This window comes from Anaerolineales bacterium (assembly GCA_030583885.1).
Lineage (GTDB): Bacteria > Chloroflexota > Anaerolineae > Anaerolineales > Villigracilaceae > Villigracilis.
In genome coordinates this window covers 3,858,860-3,877,201 of the sequence record CP129480.1, presented here as the reverse complement: position 1 = coordinate 3,877,201, position 18,342 = coordinate 3,858,860, and the positions used below count along the sequence as shown (strand labels likewise).

Annotated in this window: 17 protein-coding genes; 9 read left to right on the top strand and 8 right to left on the bottom strand. The window is 53.5% G+C overall.

Annotated features, from left to right (window positions below):
- Window positions 1–918, bottom strand: a complete 918-nt coding sequence (locus tag QY332_19435; GenBank protein ID WKZ35789.1) for an EamA family transporter — start codon at window positions 916–918, stop codon at window positions 1–3.
- A 313-nt stretch (window positions 919–1,231) separates the two neighbouring features.
- Here QY332_19435 and lgt point away from each other — a divergent pair, with 313 nt between their 5' ends.
- Window positions 1,232–2,323 (top strand): prolipoprotein diacylglyceryl transferase, encoded by a 1,092-nt coding sequence (gene lgt / locus QY332_19430; GenBank protein ID WKZ35788.1) that lies wholly within the window; start codon window positions 1,232–1,234, stop codon window positions 2,321–2,323.
- Window positions 2,324–2,371: 48 nt separating this feature from the next.
- On the opposite strand, the gene QY332_19425 is transcribed toward lgt, so the two are convergent.
- Window positions 2,372–3,559, bottom strand: coding sequence for a sulfotransferase (locus tag QY332_19425; protein WKZ35787.1), 1,188 nt, complete (start codon window positions 3,557–3,559; stop codon window positions 2,372–2,374).
- 207 nt (window positions 3,560–3,766) lie between these two features.
- Between QY332_19425 and QY332_19420 the strand changes: the two genes are divergently transcribed.
- Complete coding sequence (locus QY332_19420; GenBank protein ID WKZ35786.1) at window positions 3,767–4,411, top strand: O-methyltransferase; 645 nt, start codon at window positions 3,767–3,769, stop codon at window positions 4,409–4,411.
- A gap of 32 nt (window positions 4,412–4,443) precedes the next feature.
- On the top strand, window positions 4,444–5,601 hold the full coding sequence (locus QY332_19415) for a PatB family C-S lyase (GenBank protein WKZ35785.1): 1,158 nt from the start codon (window positions 4,444–4,446) through the stop codon (window positions 5,599–5,601).
- 263 nt (window positions 5,602–5,864) lie between these two features.
- Here QY332_19415 and QY332_19410 read toward each other — a convergent pair whose 3' ends face one another.
- The gene (locus QY332_19410; GenBank protein ID WKZ35784.1) at window positions 5,865–6,377 is read right to left on the bottom strand and encodes a hypothetical protein; all 513 of its coding nucleotides are present in this window, start codon (window positions 6,375–6,377) and stop codon (window positions 5,865–5,867) included.
- A gap of 119 nt (window positions 6,378–6,496) precedes the next feature.
- On the opposite strand from QY332_19410, the gene QY332_19405 reads away from it, so the two are divergent.
- The 4 genes from QY332_19405 (at window position 6,497) to QY332_19390 (ending at window position 9,604) form a co-directional block, all read left to right on the top strand.
- Entirely contained in the window at window positions 6,497–7,648 is a 1,152-nt protein-coding gene (locus QY332_19405; GenBank protein ID WKZ35783.1) for a thiolase domain-containing protein, read from the top strand.
- 107 nt (window positions 7,649–7,755) lie between these two features.
- Window positions 7,756–8,148 (top strand): PilZ domain-containing protein, encoded by a 393-nt coding sequence (locus QY332_19400; protein WKZ35782.1) that lies wholly within the window; start codon window positions 7,756–7,758, stop codon window positions 8,146–8,148.
- Window positions 8,149–8,261: 113 nt separating this feature from the next.
- The gene (locus tag QY332_19395; protein ID WKZ35781.1) at window positions 8,262–8,930 is read left to right on the top strand and encodes a lysophospholipid acyltransferase family protein; all 669 of its coding nucleotides are present in this window, start codon (window positions 8,262–8,264) and stop codon (window positions 8,928–8,930) included.
- The gene (locus QY332_19390) at window positions 8,927–9,604 is read left to right on the top strand and encodes a lysophospholipid acyltransferase family protein (protein WKZ35780.1); all 678 of its coding nucleotides are present in this window, start codon (window positions 8,927–8,929) and stop codon (window positions 9,602–9,604) included. Before QY332_19395 ends, QY332_19390 begins: the two co-directional genes overlap by 4 nt.
- On the opposite strand, the gene QY332_19385 is transcribed toward QY332_19390, so the two are convergent.
- The 5 genes from QY332_19385 to QY332_19365 form a co-directional block, all read right to left on the bottom strand.
- Complete coding sequence (locus QY332_19385) at window positions 9,592–11,256, bottom strand: SulP family inorganic anion transporter (GenBank protein ID WKZ35779.1); 1,665 nt, start codon at window positions 11,254–11,256, stop codon at window positions 9,592–9,594. The two genes, QY332_19390 and QY332_19385, sit on opposite strands and share 13 nt — an antisense overlap.
- A gap of 116 nt (window positions 11,257–11,372) precedes the next feature.
- The gene (locus tag QY332_19380; protein ID WKZ35778.1) at window positions 11,373–11,750 is read right to left on the bottom strand and encodes a hypothetical protein; all 378 of its coding nucleotides are present in this window, start codon (window positions 11,748–11,750) and stop codon (window positions 11,373–11,375) included.
- Window positions 11,750–13,162, bottom strand: coding sequence for a dihydropyrimidinase (hydA, locus tag QY332_19375; protein WKZ35777.1), 1,413 nt, complete (start codon window positions 13,160–13,162; stop codon window positions 11,750–11,752). Before hydA ends, QY332_19380 begins: the two co-directional genes overlap by 1 nt.
- On the bottom strand, window positions 13,159–15,405 hold the full coding sequence (locus tag QY332_19370; protein ID WKZ35776.1) for a PQQ-binding-like beta-propeller repeat protein: 2,247 nt from the start codon (window positions 15,403–15,405) through the stop codon (window positions 13,159–13,161). Before QY332_19370 ends, hydA begins: the two co-directional genes overlap by 4 nt.
- Window positions 15,402–16,352, bottom strand: coding sequence for an ABC transporter permease (locus QY332_19365; GenBank protein WKZ35775.1), 951 nt, complete (start codon window positions 16,350–16,352; stop codon window positions 15,402–15,404). Before QY332_19365 ends, QY332_19370 begins: the two co-directional genes overlap by 4 nt.
- Window positions 16,353–16,582: 230 nt before the next feature.
- On the opposite strand from QY332_19365, the gene QY332_19360 reads away from it, so the two are divergent.
- Together QY332_19360 and QY332_19355 are read left to right on the top strand one after the other, a co-directional pair.
- On the top strand, window positions 16,583–17,404 hold the full coding sequence (locus tag QY332_19360; GenBank protein ID WKZ35774.1) for an IS5 family transposase: 822 nt from the start codon (window positions 16,583–16,585) through the stop codon (window positions 17,402–17,404).
- Between the two features lie 100 nt (window positions 17,405–17,504).
- Window positions 17,505–18,335 carry a LysM peptidoglycan-binding domain-containing protein gene (locus QY332_19355; GenBank protein ID WKZ35773.1) on the top strand — a complete coding sequence of 277 codons (831 nt, stop codon included), beginning with the start codon at window positions 17,505–17,507 and terminating at the stop codon, window positions 18,333–18,335.
- Window positions 18,336–18,342 lie beyond the last annotated feature (7 nt).

Genomic DNA, 18,342 nt, shown 5'->3' with positions numbered 1-18,342 from the left:
TCAGGATTTTGGCGAAGAAGCCCCGGACAACGCCCCGATCCATACGCCAAGCAGGGTCAACATGCCGCCGAGGATGAAAGCGGCGTTCACAGTTTCATCCGCCAGCAGTCCCGCCACGATCACGGTCACAAAGGGCATCAACACAAATGAAAACGAAGCCGCGGATGCCGTCCAGCGCCTGATAACAAAGAGGAACAGGTAGAACATGATCACGGAACCGAACACGATCAAGTAGATGGCTGCGATCCACGTGACGGTCTGGGTCGGTAAACTCCAGGGCTCGCCCGCAAACAGGGACAGGATGACCAGGGTTATCGAGCCGACGGTCATCGCCAGCGCATTGGTGATAAACGGATCACTGCGGGGAATCATTTTAATGACCACCGTGGATTCGGCAACGCACGCGACACCCACGACGATTCCCAGCACTGGGAGGATGGGCAGGTCTCCGCCCGGCTGTTCGAAGAAGGCATACGCGATGCCTGCCATGGCAAGGATCCCGCCGATCAGTCCGCGCCAGCGAAACGGCTCGATCCGATGCAGGAAGGCAAAAAAGAAGGTCATCAGAGGGGCAAGCGCGATGAAGACCGACGTCAGGCTGGCAGGAATGCTCTGCAAGCCCCAATAGAGGAACGCATAACTTGCGCCGATGCTCAGGAAGCCATACAGGAGTACCCCAAGCAGGGAACGCCCATCGGGGAATGGACTTTTGCGATACCAGACGATGATCCAGAAAATGATCGCTGCCGCCATAAAACGGCTTGCCGCGCCCCAAAACGGCGGCAATTCCATCACCGTAAAGCGGACCGCAACAAAGTTCGAACCTGCAAACAGTACGGCGAATCCATACGCCAGCAGGGTCAGTTTGTCGGGGCTGGGAATACCCAATCCGTGCCGGTCGGCGTTTCTGCTGTTCATCTTTAAATCCTTTCTCTACCATTAAAATAAAAACCGCGTCATCTCATATGTTGTAACACAATCCGGCTGGTTTCGATTTTATGTGAAAACAGCGTACGCCTCGGTTGAGATGCCGGTATGAAAAAATGCCTGGAACTATTCGAGGCGTTTTCGATCTTCGTAAGAGTAATTTTCCATTCGTTTTAAGCGTCTTGGATGTCCATGCCTGCCAGTGTAATGCCGCAGGTACGATCTGTCATCCTGCAGGCGGATTAAATTCGAACGCCCTTTGGATGATATAATCACCAAAACTTTTACTCAGAGGTAATGCATAATGGATCCTGTAATTTTTTCATTCAAATTGTTCGAGTGGCAGGTCACTCTGCGCTGGTACGGCGTGCTGGTGATGCTTGGCGCGGTCGTGGGCGCCCTGTGGGCGGAAAGGGAGATCCGGCGGCGCGGCGAGAACGGCGAATCGATCTGGGACGCAATGATCTGGGTCCTGCCCGCCGGTATTCTCGGCGCGCGCCTGTGGTACGTGGTGAACAACATCCTGGGTGGCAGCACGTATTATCTGGATAACCCCGCAAAAATCCTGAACATCCCCGAAGGCGGCCTGCATTTCTTTGGCGGTTTGCTCTTTGGCGTGCTCGCGCTCGCGGTCTTCTTAAAGCGAAACGGCAAGGATATGTGGCTCTTCCTCGATGCGCTTGCCCCCGCCACCCTGCTGGGTCAGGCCATCGCCCGCCCTGCGAATTTCATCAATCAGGAATTGTATGGCCCGCCGACCGGGCTGATGTGGGGGATTCCCATTGAGGCAAGCCACCGCCTCGCTCAATTCCCCGCCAGCCTGTTCCCGGTCGAGACGACCCGCTTCCACCCGACCTTTGCCTACGAGATGATCCTGAACCTGCTGATCGTCCTGTTCCTGTGGTGGCTTTCGCGCAGTTATCTCCAGCAGTTGAAACCGGGCGCGATTTTCAGCGCCTGGCTGCTGCTGGCAGGGCTTTCGCGCACCTTCATTGAATTTTTCCGCCCGGACCAGCCGCGCATCGGCAATTCATTTGTCAGTTACACGATGCTCGTCTCGTTCTTGATGGCGGTCGTCGGCGCGATCATGCTCCTGGCGCGTTATGGGAAGATCCAGCTTGCGATTGCGGAGGGATGGGAGCGGGAGTATCAGATCAAAAAGGCGGTGAAGACGCCCCGTCCCCGCCAGAAGGTATATGCGGAAGACGTATCTGATATGGATAATTCACGGGTGATTTCCGCACCTGTAAAAAAGAAAAAGACGGTTGCAAAGGCTAAAGCAACTGCAACGAAAGCGGCGCTGAAAGCTCCTGCGAAGAAACCAAGCGCAAAGAAGCCAGCCGCTAGAAAACCCGCTGAAAAGAAGACGACTACAAAACGAAAAACGAACAAGTAGAGAATCAAAAGAGAGCGCCGCGAAGGCGCTCTCTTTTTGGTTTTCCTTTTACATATCCAGTTCGATGCGCTTTACAGGCACCAGGTCCTCGCGGGTTTCGAATTCGAAGCGCTTGAAAATGTCCGCATACAGGCCCACGATCTGTTCGCGGGTGAAGCCCATCTCCTCCAGCGAATAGGTATGGTCGCTTTTGAAGGTGAGCGTTTCCTTGACGGCCTGGTCGATGATGACCGGCAGCCCGGGTTGATCGGGGTAGCCGAACTGCTCGTAGAACTTGCGGATGACCTGTTCCGGGCGCTGGATCAGATCGTCATAGTTCAGGATCAGGTTGCGGGGCGAGGGATGCGCATCCAGGTATTGGAGCGGATGACGGTACCAGTGCTGGGTCATGTCCAGGATCTCGTCGATGTAAAAGTATCCAGCGCCGGGGTCGGTGAATTGACGGCGTGCATAGTTGATCCATGAAATGGTGGAGGGCAGCATGTCCAGCGGGTTGCGCGCCAGGTAGATGATGCGCGCGTCGGGAAAGAATTCCGCCAGTGTTTCGATCTTCGCGCTGAAGGCCGGGTTCTTGGCCACAAAATATTTTTTGCCGGTTGCATACATGTGCCGCTGCAATATGGACTTGTAAAAGGTCATGATGCGTTTTTTATGCGCGGGGGCAAGCGCCTCATCGAAGTGCTGGTAATTCGGCATCTCGTCCATGAACGGGAAGAGGAAGGTGACGAAATACCCGTCCCAGATATGCAGGTGGATGTTTTCATCCTCCTCCGGCTGGAAGAACGAAATGGGGTGGATCTTTATCTTGCCGAGCGTGGCGCGGTCGAAGGCATACAGCATGCGGTGCAGGATGCCGTTGAAATATTTTTTATCGAGCCGCGAAACGAATTGGGTGATCTTCTTTTGCGTGACGGAGGGCGTCAGGTAGATATCCCAGGTCGTCAGGCTGGTGAAGGTCTCCGAATCGCGCGAGAGCAGGCGGTGCAGAAAGGTGGAACCGCTGCGCAGGTTGCCGAGGATGAACAACGGTTTTTCGATGGATTGATCTTTATATGCGGGGAAGAAAATGTCATCCAGCCAGAAACAAAACCAGTGGACGAGCATTCCGAGCGGCCAGACCGTATAGAAGAGGAGCAGGAAGAACAGGCGTTTTCTTGTAAGTGTTGCGGTGGTATTTTTTGAGTTGAAGAACGAACGGTAAAATGTGCGCCAGAATAGATGGAAATTATATTTCATTCAGGGCGGGATCCTTGAAGTGTGATGCTTGCTATCGGCTATTCTATCAGCAAACAGGAATTTCAGATTAACGATTTTCACGGGAATCTGGACGAGGAAACCGCCTCGTTCCACCCCAGGGCCTGATGCGGTTTTCTGCTGGTGTTTCCTGCGCCCGGGGGAGTACAATTCCACCCGCATATTTATCCGGATTTCATTGGAGATGCCATGAGCAACGATCTATTGACCTACGCAGCAACCCAGGATTATCTTGCCGCCCTCGTCCCGCCGCGGGAGGAGGAATTGCAAAAGATGGAGGCATTCGCGGCTGAGAATGATTTTCCCATCATCGGCCCCGTCTGCGGATATTACTGTTACCAGCTGGCGCGCATGCTTCAGGCCAAGTCCGTTTTTGAATTGGGCTCGGGGTATGGGTATTCCACGGCCTGGTTTGCCAGGGCGCTGCGGGAAAATGGGGGAGGAGTGGTGCATCATACCGTCTGGGATGAGAAACTGTCTGAAAAGGCGCGCAGGCATCTGGTCGAATTGGGAAGCGCCGACCTGGTCCAGTTCCACATCTCCGAAGCAGTGGAGGCGCTCAGGCGCACGGACGGTCCGTTCGACATCATCTTCAACGATATCGACAAGCAGGCCTATCCCGCATCCCTGCCGGTGATCAAGGGGAAATTGCGCAGCGGCGGGTTATTGATCATTGACAACATGCTCTGGCATGGACGCATCTTCGATAAAACGGACCTTTCTCCCGCGACGAAGGGCGTGCATGAATTTACAAAGCAGATCGCATCCGACCCCGATTGGATCGTTTCGCTTGCGCCGATCCGCGATGGAATGATCGTCGCGTATAAAAAATAATTTCCGTCATTGCAACGACATGAAGAGGATACATGGCCAGTTTCAACGTACTTCCCGACCGACGCAGGAATATCAACCTCACAAAATGGACGTTTGTCCCCAGGGATGTCCTGCCCATGTGGGTGGCGGATATGGATTTTCCCGCGCCCAAACTGATTTTGGAGGCCTTGCGCAAGCGGCTGGATCACGGCGTGCTGGGATACGAGATCCCCGGCAGGGTGCTGCAGGAGAGGGTCTCCGCGCGCATGGAGCATTTGTATGACTGGAAGGTAAAACCGGAGTCGGTGTTGACGGTCCCCGGCGTGGTCAGCGGCTTTAGCGTTGCGGCGCGCGCGTTCTGCACGCCGAAAAAAGGACTGGCCATCCAAACGCCGGTGTATAACGCGTTCCATGACGTGAAGAAGGATGTCGGCATTCCGCAGGTGGACATCCCGCTGGTGAAGAATGTGAAGGGAAACGTCATTTCGTATGAAATTGACTGGGATGCATTCGAGAAAAAAGTAAGGAAAGCGCGGATGTTCCTGCTGTGCAATCCGCATAATCCGCTGGGGATCATCTTCTCCCGCAGGGAATTGACCCGCATGGCGGAGATCTGCATCAGGCACAAGGTGCTGATCGTTTCCGATGAGATCCATGCCGAGTTATTGCTTAGCAATAACAAATTCACACCGATGGCAAAACTCTCGCGTGAGATCGAGAAGCACGTCATCACATTGATCGCGCCGTCCAAGACCTTCAATGTGCCCGGGCTGTTCTGCGCATTTGCCGTCATCCCAAACAGGGAATTGCGCGAGCCCTTTGAAAAGGAAATGAACCGCCTGCGCCTGCACGTTGCCAGCCCGGGACTGCATGCCGCGCACACCGCGTATTCGGGCAGGTGTGACAGTTGGCTTGATCAACTGCTCGGTTATCTCACGTCCAACCGCGATTTTCTCGTGGACTATGTCACCAAACACATGCCGGACGTCCGCACGACGATTCCGGACGCGACCTACCTCGGCTGGCTGGATTTCACACAGGCGGGCATCCAGGGTTCCCCGTTCGATTTCTTTCACAAAAATGCGAAAGTATATTTAAGCGATGGGAAGATCTTCGGCAGGGAAGGCGAAGGTCACCTGCGGATCAATTTCGGCACCTCGCGCGTGGTTTTGAAGGACGGGCTGGAACGGATGCGCAGGGCGCTAGCTTAACAAAAAGACGGATGGGAGTTTACCCATCCGTCAGGTAGTTATATCGGGAAGGAGCGAATTGCAGCCTTCGTTTCGTTTGGAGAACGTCTGTTGCTAAAGCTGGGCTTCAGCCAGTCTGGGGCTCTTCGGCCCTCCCGTCATGAGGTCTTCAGGTGGTATCTCTATTGCAGCCTCCTTTCTTATTCCTGACATCATCATACAACAAAAAAAAATTGATTACATTAAAAATTCCTGTTAGTTTTGCAAATAAGCGTATAGATTAATCATCTTCGTGTAACCCAATACTTGATCTCTTTATGGATCGGATAAAGCGGCAGCCAGTTTGCGCCATAGCCCTTTCCCGCGAATTGCATCATTAATGCGCGGGCGCGGCGTAGGTTGTTCCGCTCCATGTTAAGCGGCAGGGATAACAGTTCCTCCAAAACCGCATGCAATGGTTTCCCCGTCAATCTCTTATACAAATTGAATTCAACCAGCCACGCCTCCAACTCGCCATAAATGGACAGGGCGGTGAACGGTCCCTGCTGTAAATGACGGACTTCATGCACGAACAATGTCCACGCGCGCGGATTTTCCAATGCCGTTTCCCGTGTGTAATGGCGCGAGTTCAAATAAAAATTGCGGGCCAAGGTCCAGAATGCGCCGACGCTTTTCCTTGCGCGGGTGATGCCCACCCTGGTTTTATGCGCGCGGACATAGTCCACCGCCTGCCTCCCCTCGGGGGATGACTGCGCCACTTTCTCAAAATATTTTTCAAGCCATTCTGAATTCTGCATGATACTTTCAACTCCATGCAAGCATAGCAAGAAAAGCACGAACGTGCAACGGTTTTATCCCTCCAATTTATATGATAGTTCCTGATAGCGGGATGCGGTAGAATTTAGCCGAGGTATTTATGCGACAGGTTGCCATTCTTGGAATTGGCCAGACAAAGGTGGATGAGCATTGGAATCAGTCCCTGCGCGAGATCGGCGGGCAGGCCGCCTTTGCCGCCCTGCAGGATGCGGGCCTGGAGAAGGTGGATGCGCTCTTTGTCGGCAACATGCTTTCCTCCATGGTCAGCGGGCAGAATCAGCTGGGGACCTTTTTTGCCGATTGGATCGGGCTGTGGAAACAGGAGGCGGTTAAGATCGAAGCGGCATGTGGATCCGGAGCCGCCGCGTTTCGTTCCGCGCTGATGGCGGTTGCTTCCGGCGACGTAGAGTCAGCGCTGGTAGTGGGTGTCGAAAAGATGACGGACAAGCCGGGGCGCGATGTCACCGCCGCACTGGCCACCGCCGCCGACGCGGATTACGAGGTGGAGCAGGGGATTTCGTTCGTGGGAATCAATGCGCTGGTCATGCGCAGATACCTGCATGAGTTCGGCTGGAAACACGAGGACTTCGCGCCGTTTTCGATCAATGCCCATGCCAACGCCATGCATAATCCGTTTGCGCGTCTGCATGAAAAGATCACGGTCGAAACGTTCGAGCGATCTTCGATGGTGGCAACCCCGATCAACCTGCTGGATGCATCCCCGACAGGCGACGGCGCGGCGGCGGCCATCATCGTCCCTGCCGAGAAAGTGGCGCGCAGGCCGAAAATCGTCGTTGCGGCTTCGGCGGCTGCGACGGATACGATCGGCGTCCACTCCCGCAGGGATCCGCTCTTTTTGCAGGCGGCATATTTATCCTCCAAACACGCGTATGACATGGCGGGGGTTACTCCCGAAGCGATCGACTTTTTTGAGTTGCATGATGCCTTCTCGATCATGGCGGTGCTTTCCCTGGAGGCAAGCGGATTTGTGGAAAGAGGCAAAGGCGTACGGCTTGGTCTCGATAACGAGATCAGCCCGCAGGGCAGAGTGCCCGTCTGTACAAGGGGCGGATTAAAAGCCCGCGGCCACCCGGTCGGTGCGACGGGCATGTATCAGATCGTGGAGGTCGTCCAGCAGCTGCGGGGGGAGTGCGGGGAAACGCAGGTGGATGATGCAAAGATCGGCATGGCACAAAATATTGGCGGCTCGGGTGCAACGATCCTGACCCATATTTTGAGAAAATGGGATTGATCAAATCCGCTGATTTTCCCCTGAAAATCACATAAAAACCTTGCACAAAGCCGGCTCCTGCTATATACTGAACACACCTTGCATTTTTGTTAGGAAAGGATGTTCCCATGGCAAACGAGCGGCGAAAACTGTCACGGAAGAATTTTTCCTATTACATGCGGGTGCTCAATGAAGTAACCGGTACACTGGTCGGGCAGCTTTCGGATATCAGCACGGGTGGGTTTAAGGTGGAGAGCAGTCAGCCTATCCCGCTGGGTACCAATTTTAAACTCCGCATTGATCATACAGGCGAAATATCGAATAAAAGCCACCTGACCTTCACTGCCCGCGCAAGGTGGTGCCAGGTCGATCCGTATGACCCAACCATCTATAATGTTGGTTTTCAATTGATCAACATGACTCCCGCCGATTATGATATTTTCGTCAAAATGTTCAACACCTATGGGATGCAGAGACAACCGCATCATAAAAGCAACACCGATTACTTGTGGGGAAAATGAGCGAGCTGCAGACGATCCGCACCCTGTTCGATGGAGCAGGGTGTTCTTATTATTCAACCTGGGTTCACCATGAAAAGGCAGGGTATGGATGTAAAACCGTGTAAAATTAAAACATGAAAAAATTCCTGCGCTGGCTCATCCATGCGGTTCTAAAGTTGATCACAAAAATAGAGGTAAGCGGTTATGAAAACCTGCCCGAAAAAGGCGGGTTTGTTATTGCCACGAACCACCTCGGTTTTCTGGATGCGCCGATGGCGTATTACGGATTGGATAACTGGAACCTGTTCATCCCTGTTGCTGAGAAGTGGCAGGAGAATCCGCTGCTCAAGTGGCTGGGAAAACACCTCAACTTCATTTTCGTTGACCGCTTCAATGCAGACTTGAAATCCATGCGCGAGATGATAAAACGCATGGAGCAGGGTCAGACCCTTGTGATTGCACCCGAGGGTACGCGTGCCCGCGATGAAAAAATGGCGCAGGGCAAACCCGGCGTGGCCTATCTGGCATCCAAAATGGGCTGGCAGATCGTGCCTGTGGCGATCTCCGGCACTGAAGACCGCATTTTCAAGGGAAATCTCAAGCGCCTTAGACGCACTCATATCAAATTGACCGCCGGGAAAACGTTCATCCTTCCGCCTTTTCCAAAGGAAAACCGCGACGAAGCTTTACAGCAATACACAGACGAGATCATGTGCCGTATTGCGGCGATGCTGCCTGAACACAATCGCGGATTTTACGCCGGGCATCCGCGCTTGAAGGAAATCCTTGCAGAGAAAGCATGAGCGCATCGGTCCGCTTTTTTGCGCGAAGAATCCTGCCGCTCTTCGCAGATATCGAAGTGCACGGCGATGTCAGTAAACTGCCCAAAGGCGGATACATGCTGGCATCGAATCATCTCGGCCGCCTGGATTCGCTGGTGGTGTATTACGTCATTGATAACGATGATCTCATCCATCCTCTGACTGACAAGTATAAAAAACATTTCCTTGCGCGGATCATCGCCCGCTGGCTGCGGGTGACGTGGCTGACACGCGGGCAGGCCGATATGAATGCCATGCGTGAGTTCATTGCGCGTTTGAAGAATGGCGGCGTGATGGTCATTGCACCCGAAGGCACACGCTCGAAAACAGCGCGCCTGCTTAAGGCGGAGCCCGGTGCGATTTACATTGCAAGTACGGCAAAGGTGGGCATCATTCCCGTCGCGTTGACCGGCACGGAGGATGCCGATGTGGTCGCACGTTTGAAGAAATTTCAGAAATTAAAGATCACCATCACGGCCGGGGATGAACTGTACCACCCGCCCGACATTAAATCCGTCAAAGGCGCGAAACGGGATGCACTGTTGCAGTCTGCGATGGATGAGGTGATGTGCCGTATAGCGGCGATGCTGCCGGAGAAATATCGCGGATACTATGGGGACTTTCCACGAACAAAGGAATTGCTTCAAAAAAGCTGATTGCAGAATTGACATCCCCGCTTCTCCGCTTCGACGATGGCCTGATCGCTGGACCAGAAATAGTTTTCCTCCCCGACGGTTTGCACGAGTCCGCCGCGCTTCATCATCTTATATGCATTGTCATGGACGCCTGCAAACATCAATGTGCCGCCTTGTTTGTGGAGTTTCTCATGCAAACGGTGGATGGCTTCGATGCCCGCCGTGTCAATCAGCGATACGCCGCGCATGGATAGGATCAGCGCGTGGGTATCTTTAAGGTTTGAGAATGCCTCGTTGAACGGACCCGTCGCCGCAAAGAAGAGCGGACCCGTGAGAAATGCAACTTTCACATGCTGACATGTGCCCGTGGTTTCGATTCCCTTTTGCTTGAGCCGTTCCGTATCCACCTCCTGCACGTTGATGTCAATGCTGGCGATCTTGTTGAGGAAGACCGCGCCAGCAAGGAAGGAACCGATCAGGATGGCCTGCGTCAGGTCAAGCACGATGGTGGCGAGCATGGTGATGATGAAGGCGATCATGTCGGTTTTGAAGCGTTTGCCAAAGATGAACTTGATCGCGTCCCACTCGTTCATGCGCACGGCGGTGACCATCAGCACGCCCGCCAATGCCGCCAATGGGATTCGTCCCATTAATGGCGCCAGCAAAACCATGGACAACAGCATTCCAACCGCATGGACGATGCTCACGAGGCGAGTCTGCCCGCCCGATTTGATTCCCACACTCGAACGGGCGATGGCGGCGGTGGCAGGCACTCCGCCGAAGAAGGGGATGACCATGTTGCCGATGCCTTGTGCAATGAGCTCCTGATTGGCCTGCATGCGAATGCCCGTCATGTTCGAGCCGACCGCGCCGGCCAATAACGATTCCACGGCGCCCAGTGCGGTGATGGTCAGGACGGGGGCAATGAAATCGGAGAGATTATTCCGTGGTATGTTGGCGAGGCTCAGTCGATCTTCCAAAAGCAGAGTTTGGGGGATGGCTCCGATGGCTGGGGCAGACCAGTTCAAGGTCCACGAAAGAAGCGTGGCAAGGATAAGTCCGAGCAGGGAGGCGGGGAATTTCGCACTCCATTTCTTCGGCATGAAGATCATTGTCCCGATCACAACCAGTCCGAGAGTCAATGTCTGGGGTTCGGGGGTAAATCTGCCGTTGAAATATCCCAAAAATTTTTGCGCGGCGGTTTCGACGGCGGGAGTCTTGATGCCGAGGAAGTTATCGATCTGGCCGATGAAGATGATGAGGGCGATGCCCGATGTGAAGCCACTGATGACGGGGGCGGGGATGAAGGCGATGAAGCGGCCGAGACGCATGATGCCGATGAACAGAAGCAGGGCGCCTGAAAACAAACCTGCGACCCAGATGCCTTCAAGGCCGTAACGTTGGACAAGTACGATCAACACCGCGGACATAGCGCCCGTGGGTCCGCTGATCTGGAACGGCGCGCCGGTGAGGGCGCCCATGATAAATCCCGCAAGGATGGCAGTGACCAACCCCGCCGCGGCGGACGCGCCGGAAGCGACCCCGAAGGCAAGCGCCAGCGGCAATGCAACTGCAGCGACGGTGAGACCTGCCAGCAGATCCTGCTGGCATTTGGCAGGTGAATAGTTTACGAACTCGTCCTTGTACAGGTGAGTCAGGGAACGCCTTGGCATATTAGGTTCTCCGAAAATAATAGATATTCCCAAAGGCTCGGTGCTCCCCCAAGGCGTCCTTTGGTTAGATCGGGTGGAATTTTATCATTATTAATGCTTATTGGGACAAATTCCGGCTATAAGATCATCTCAAACGTCCCATCCAAGTGCAGATAGAAAGCTTCCACATTTAATTGTGGGAACAGGCCTTTGATCTTGGTGCGGGCGTCGATCAGATCGCGCTTGTGACGTTTGTACGTTCCGTCGCGACCGTAGGCGCGGCAATCTTCGTGGTTGATCAGGCACACTGTCTCAATGGTGTGGATTTTTACCGCAAACGAGACATATTTCAGGACCATCTCGTAGTCGTGTACGCCGCCTGCCAGCGAGATGATATCGAAATTATCATAACCGAAGCGCACCGTGATCCATGGTTGCAGGAACTTTTGCAGGCGATAGTCCATGCAGTGAACTACAAGCGTGTCACAATGAATGATGGGTTTTTTCTTGGGCATTACAAGATCTCCCCTTCGCCGCGTTTCAGGAATTGCCCTTCGCCGCGTTTGCCTTTCCATTCGCCGCCATCCACGATCAATTTTCCGCGCAGAAAAACTTTTTCGGGGTAACCCGTCAACTCCCAGCCTTCATACAAACTGTAGTCTGTACGTTGATGCGACATCGCCGTGCCATAGGTCACTTTTTTCTGCGGATCCCAAATCACAATGTCCGCGTCCGCGCCGGGCAGCAATGAGCCCTTGCGCGGATATAGCCCAAAGATCCTTGCGGGATTTGTACTGGTCAGTGCAACAAACTGGTTCATGCTGATCCTGCCGCCGCCCACGCCCTGGGTCCATAGGATGGGCAGGCGGTCTTGAATGCCGGGCAGGCCGTTTGGGATTTTGGTGAAATCATTTTTGCCAAGTTCCTTGCCGGGGATGGCAATCTGTTCGCCTTCATACATGATCGGCTTTGTGCCGTCAAAGAAAAAGGGACAGTGGTCCGTACCGACGGTTTGCAGGATGCCCTCGTGCAGACCGTCCCACAGCCGTGCATTGTCCTGTTCCGTTCGCATAGGCGGGGAGCAGATCCACTTTGCGGCATCCGGCCGGCGCAAATGATCCATGGTGAAGAACAAATATTGCGGACAGGTCTCGCCCATTACTCGGACGCCGCGTTCACGCGCGTACTGGAGCATGTCCACTTCACCGCCCATGTTCATGTGGACGATGTACACCGCCGCATCCGCCCCGGCCGCCATGCCTGCCACCCGCAAGGTGGCGTCTACGGCGCCCCAGCCGGGTCTGGTCAATGCGTGCCATTCCGGGGAGGTATGTCCCGCCGCAAGGGCCTGTTCGACAAGCGTTTCGATGACATCTCCGTTCTCGCAATGCGCCATCACCAGCATGCCGTTGTCCCTGGCGATTTGCAAGGCTCTGAAGATGCTGCCATCGTCAATGCGCAGCCGTCCATTATAGGCGGTGAAGACTTTGAGCGTTTGGATCCCCATTTTCATCAGGGATGGTATGTCTTTTGCGATCCGGTCATTGAAGCGGGTCAGGTTCATGTGGAAGGAATAATCGATGGCGGCTTTTTCCGACTTCTTCATCCACACGTCCATGGAATGCTCAAAGCCTTTCTCTTCAAGGACGACAAAGTCCATCACGGTGGTCGTTCCGCCGAATGCGGCAGCCTTGTGACCGCTGTAATGGTCGTCGGAGGAGACCGTGTCGAACATGGGCAGATCCAAATGGACATGCGGGTCCACGCCGCCGGGCAGGATCAGCTTGTTGAGCGCGTCTATCACATGGTCGGGATCAACTTCCAGATTGAGTCCGTTGCGGACAATGGTTTCGTCCTCGATCAAGATGTCTGATTGGATTGTATCTGCTGCGGTGACGAGTGTTCCGTTTTTTATCAGGGTTTTCATGGCATTCCTTCTTGATTTGTTCCAAAGGCATGGATACCGTCTGCCTTGATTGCGATGTAAATGCGGCCGGGGACAAGCACGCCGCCAATGGCTGGTGTGTGGCTGTCAATGCCTATTGTCCATGTTGGGGCTTCGGCGCCGGGGGGTATGCGGATACAAAGGACCTTGACATCTATTGAACCGCATAGGTAGGCTTCCTCTTTTTCACCCATGGCGATGAATTTTCCGTTGGGGTAGGAGAAACGGTAATTCCCGATGACGCGTTTTTGAATATCGATCCAAACCATGCGGGAGTCTGTCCAGGAAGTGGAGTAGAACATCCAATGCAGTTTGTTTGGGGTGACGCCCTGCTCGAAGGGTGTATATAAAACCGAGGCGCCGTGATTCCAGGTATACCCGGGGTCGGTGATGATGTCCCTGCCGTCCAGACGCCAGCCCATGATCTCGTGGCCGAGTCGATAATAGTTTTGTCCATCGGCACCGCTGAAATAGGTTGGGTCTGAAAATAGATATTGATCTGGTGAACCGATGGGAATTTCAATGTGCCTGCCCGTCTGTGCTTGAATGACGGTGTTTTTGAGAAAGAGCATGGTTTGGTCGAGGCTGAGGCGTGGAGGTTCTTCCAGGTAGGCGTCTGCAGCGAAGGCCTTCCAGAGAATTTCACCTTGCGGATTGAGCGCATAGACGTCTTCCACAACGGTGAAATAAATATTACCATTTGCATCGACGATCGGGCCTGAGGTGGCAATGCGTCCAGCGGTTACTTGTTTACGCCAGAGTATCGTCCCATCCGCGGCAAGCGCGGTCATACCGCCTTTCATATCCGAAATGAAAATATACCCGTTCGCATCCAGTGCGGGTGTCCCGATGGGTATTTCCTCCAGTTGGGTTTGCCATAGGACCTTTCCATGCGGGTCAACAGCAATAGCATGTTTTTCCAACCCTGTGATGATGAGGGTGCCATCGCTAGTCACAGCGGGTTTCCCCGATGGTCCACCGGGGATGGAGATCTTCCAAAGAAATTGAGGCTCCGTGTCAATACTGGCGGCGACATGGAATGTGCCGAATGGATCGCCCCTTTCACCTGCCCATAAATGTCCACCGGGGACCTCGAACTGTATTGCTTTGGTAGTGACCGGGGGAATGTAAACTGTCCTGTAAATGATCCATCCGCCGGCAATGAAAGAGAACAGTCCGCCGATAACCCAAATGCGGCGGTGATTTTCCTCCATCCAGATCGCTGTGGGGCGGAATATTCGTTCCTCCAACCATTCTTCGGTGGCCGGGGTCAGGAATCCGGAGCGGCTGACGCTGCGCATGTTTTCCTGACTCATTTGTCTGCGCAGGCCCTCACCGAGCAGGTTGAAGCCAAGCACGCCGATGCAGATGATACTCCCGACAATCAGTAGTATGGTCGGGTCTGTAATTTTTACCAGGGAGGAGGCGAGCATCTGCCCCAACTCGGGCAGGCTTTCGACATTCACTGTCACGAAATCCAATATCTCGATCCAGATTCCACCGCCGATGTAATATCCGAGAAAACCCAGTTCCGCCGAGACGAGCAACGTGGCGCTGATCTCAAACGCCAGGAGGATCCAAAGCATGGACATGATCTGGCCCAGAACGTGGATGTATAGGATGCGGGGGTTGGATGCCCCAAGCGCGCGTGCCGCTTCGACGAAGGTTTGGTGTTTGATCGCACGCGTCTGTTCGCTGACCATCCGGGCTGATTCTGCCCAACCTGTTAATCCCAATCCGATGATGAATGCAGACAGGCCCTTATCAATGCCGACCATGTAAATGCCAAAGATGGCAGCGATCAATACCGGTATGGATAGGGCAGTGGAAAGCAGGGATTCCAAAATGCGTCCTTTGCGGCCTTCCAGCCAACCTGTTGCCATGCCAAGGATAATCCCAAGCAGCAGGCGTACACCTGCCACCGTCAGCACCATTATAAATGTTGGGCGCACGCCCCATAGGATGCGGCTTAACAGGTCCCGCCCGAAGCGGTCCGTGCCGAGCGGGTAACCTTCCACTTGAAACATTTTATACGGCGGTGTGCGGATTTTCCCATCCACGGCCAAGGAGTAGTTTTCCTGCATCGGGTCTTGTGGTGCGATGCTTGGACCGAAGATGGCCATGAAAGTGATCAGAGCGACCAGTATCGCGCCAATAATCAAATACCAATTGCGTTTCCTCGCCTGTTTTTGCTGCTGGGCGGATGATTTTGATGATATGTTCATTGGGATGGCAACGCTTCCGATTCCACGCGCAGGCGCGGATCCATGATTCGGGAGATGGATGTGGCAAGCAGGTCAATGAACAGGAATAGCGCAACCAGTACGGTCAGCAATGCAGCAATCAGTGGTGGTGATAATATGTCCTGCGAACGTGCCCCGATACTTAATGTGGATGCGATCAGACGACCTATGCCCGGCCAGTTAAACAACCTTTCAATGATGATCAGCTCTGCGATCATCATTCGCAGGGACGCGGCGATTGTCAGCAAAATTGGGGCGAGAACACTGCGGAATGCGAATTTGCTTTTAAGTGTTTTGAACGAATGTCCGAAACTTAAGGATGCGGTGATGTAAGGTTTTTCCATTTCCTCAGAGAGCAGGCTCCCGGTCACCTGCGCGATCTTCGCAGCCGGTTGGATTGTCAACGCAAGAACCGGGAGGATCAGATGGGCATCCCAGCCAAAGCCCTGGAATGGGATGATCGTCGTTCCTCCGGGGATGGCGTAGAGGAGTATCAATAGAAGGAAAGTGATCAAAAGCATGGCGATATAAAAACTTGGCAATGCCAGACCAATGGTGGATAAAAATGTAAGCCAGGTGGATACACCAACGCGGTTACGGCGGACCGCCAGCCTGCCAAGCATGATGCCAATGACAATGCTAAGAGCAAGCGCTATTCCGATTAACCCTAGGCTTGCGATTCCCACACGGGAAATCGCGGTGAGCACTCCTTCGCCTGTAAAAGTAGTGCCAAAATTTCCCTGTACCGTGCCTTTTAGATAATTTAGATATTCAGGCAATACAGGCGGCACTTCCAGATTTCCGCGCGAATATGGATTGTTCGTTAAGACAACAGGAGCGTTTAAAAAGGCAAACAGATACCCGAAAAGATTTGCAAACAATAAAATAAAGGGAAACAAAACCAGACGGCGTGTCAGAAAACGCAGCATTTAAGTCTCCTTTGGATGGAGATGGTTAAGCATTGGCTTCCTTGTCAAATTCATTCTGCTCTTATTTTATACCAGAATAAAAGCCAATTGATATTCTCTATCCATGCCTTGTGCTCCATCCATTGTGTTTTCACTTAGACCCTATCCGTAAATAGGGTTGGACATTAACAAAAAGACACTCCTGATGCAGAATTGCAGGTACTACCCAAACAACCTGCAAGGAGTGTCGCATGAGTTATACCACGCTGTGGGAAGTTCCCGATGGATTGTGGGAACGGATCGAACGAGTTTTGCCACGTGAAAAGAAGCAAGGCAGCATTGGGCGTCCAGCCTTGCCCAATCGGCAAGTCGTGAATGGTATCCTGTTCGTATTGCGGAGCGGTTGCCAGTGGAAAGGCCTGAAAAAGGAATGGTTTGGAGCCAGCAGCAGTTTGCATAAGCGCTTTCAAGAGTGGAGCGAGACTGGTTTGTGGAAGAAGATTTATCGTTTGGCGGTGATGTATTACCAAAAGAAGCGACGGATCCGATGGAAATGGCAAGCGGTCGACAGCAAAATGGTGCCTGCTCCGTTAGGCGGTGACCTGACGGGACCCAACCCTACGGATCGAACGAAATCTGGCTCAAAAAGGCATATCTGGGTGGACCAGCGCGGTGCGCCGCTTTCCATTCAGATCACGGCGGCCAACACGCACGATGTGACCGAGATCCTCCACTTACTCAATCAACCGATTGTGCGGAGGCCAAAAACCAAATACAAGGTTCAGCACTTGTGTGCCGATAAAGCCTACGATTCAGAAGAAGTACGAACAAAACTACGCAAGCGAAAGATTACACCGCATATTCGCAAACGTGAGTATGGCTCAAATCCGCCTCCACCGCCTTTAGAATCTGAGAAGCATCCTGCCAGACGTTGGGTGGTGGAACGCACTCTTTCTTGGCAAAACGATTTCCGCTCATTGCGCATACGGTGGGCCAAGAAATCGAGTAATTGGTTGGCCCTGATCTATTTTGCTTGCACCTTGATCCTCTGGAGAATGTGCTCCCATGACTAATTTACGGATAGGCTCTTATATACATTAAAATCTTTTCACCCCATTGGCCGGCAATGCCAGGTTCCAAATCGAATCTGATATAATTTTACGGATGAAATCAATGCGTTTTCTAGTTCTCACTGCTCTGGCCAGCCTGCTTCTGTTTGGATTGTGGCTGCCGGTACATGCCGCGCCGTCGGGTCAGCAACCCGCTCCCACGCCAACCCCGGGCGCAGACGGGCGCATCATTTACATTGTCCAGCCCGGCGATGGTTGTTTTCGTGTTGCGGCGCTGCATAACATCAGTGTGGAACAACTCCGCCAGTTGAATTCCAGACTGGATGGGAATTGCACGCTTGTGGTGGGGCAGGAATTGTTGATCGGAATTGTCTCTCTGGAAGGGACGCCGACCCTGGATGTTCTGCCCACGCCCGGAGAGCCGACGGTCACCCCCACGCCGTTATCCGGCACGACGGAGGTGTGTGTTTTGCTCTTTGACGATATCAACGGCAATGCCCTTCGCGAGGAGACGGAACCGGCTGTGGCGGGCGGCGCGGTGAGCGTGACCGAAACGAATGGAAAGTATTCCGCCTCCCAGAATACGCTTATCCCGGCCGATCCTGAGGCATATCAGGGAATTTGCTTTACCAACATCCCCGAAGGGAATTACAACATAACAGTCGGTATTCCCGATAATTACAACCCGACCATGGAATTGAGTTATGCGCTGGATGTGAACGCCGGTGACCGTGCTTTTGTGGATTTTGGAATTCAATCCAGAGATGTGGTCGTTGATCCGGGTGCATCGCCTGGCAGCGGCGGGGGCACATCTCCAGTTCTTGGTATTTTGGGCGCCTTGTTCCTGCTGGGCGGCGCGGCCTTGGGATATTACGCCTGGCGCTCTGGAAAGCCGGAAAGCAAACTTTCCGGCGGCGGCTTCCTGCGGAAGTAAACGAAGT

Coding starts and splice junctions, on each gene's coding strand:
- QY332_19370 (WKZ35776.1), bottom strand. CDS start 15,405: ATGAACATATCATCAAAATCATCCGCCCAGCAGCAAAAACAGGCGAGG.
- QY332_19355 (WKZ35773.1), top strand. CDS start 17,505: ATGCGTTTTCTAGTTCTCACTGCTCTGGCCAGCCTGCTTCTGTTTGGA.
- QY332_19405 (WKZ35783.1), top strand. CDS start 6,497: ATGCGACAGGTTGCCATTCTTGGAATTGGCCAGACAAAGGTGGATGAG.
- QY332_19425 (WKZ35787.1), bottom strand. CDS start 3,559: ATGAAATATAATTTCCATCTATTCTGGCGCACATTTTACCGTTCGTTC.
- lgt (WKZ35788.1), top strand. CDS start 1,232: ATGGATCCTGTAATTTTTTCATTCAAATTGTTCGAGTGGCAGGTCACT.
- QY332_19415 (WKZ35785.1), top strand. CDS start 4,444: ATGGCCAGTTTCAACGTACTTCCCGACCGACGCAGGAATATCAACCTC.
- QY332_19385 (WKZ35779.1), bottom strand. CDS start 11,256: ATGCCAAGGCGTTCCCTGACTCACCTGTACAAGGACGAGTTCGTAAAC.
- QY332_19420 (WKZ35786.1), top strand. CDS start 3,767: ATGAGCAACGATCTATTGACCTACGCAGCAACCCAGGATTATCTTGCC.
- QY332_19395 (WKZ35781.1), top strand. CDS start 8,262: ATGAAAAAATTCCTGCGCTGGCTCATCCATGCGGTTCTAAAGTTGATC.
- QY332_19360 (WKZ35774.1), top strand. CDS start 16,583: ATGAGTTATACCACGCTGTGGGAAGTTCCCGATGGATTGTGGGAACGG.
- QY332_19390 (WKZ35780.1), top strand. CDS start 8,927: ATGAGCGCATCGGTCCGCTTTTTTGCGCGAAGAATCCTGCCGCTCTTC.
- QY332_19400 (WKZ35782.1), top strand. CDS start 7,756: ATGGCAAACGAGCGGCGAAAACTGTCACGGAAGAATTTTTCCTATTAC.
- QY332_19410 (WKZ35784.1), bottom strand. CDS start 6,377: ATGCAGAATTCAGAATGGCTTGAAAAATATTTTGAGAAAGTGGCGCAG.
- QY332_19380 (WKZ35778.1), bottom strand. CDS start 11,750: ATGCCCAAGAAAAAACCCATCATTCATTGTGACACGCTTGTAGTTCAC.
- QY332_19435 (WKZ35789.1), bottom strand. CDS start 918: ATGAACAGCAGAAACGCCGACCGGCACGGATTGGGTATTCCCAGCCCC.
- hydA (WKZ35777.1), bottom strand. CDS start 13,162: ATGAAAACCCTGATAAAAAACGGAACACTCGTCACCGCAGCAGATACA.
- QY332_19365 (WKZ35775.1), bottom strand. CDS start 16,352: ATGCTGCGTTTTCTGACACGCCGTCTGGTTTTGTTTCCCTTTATTTTA.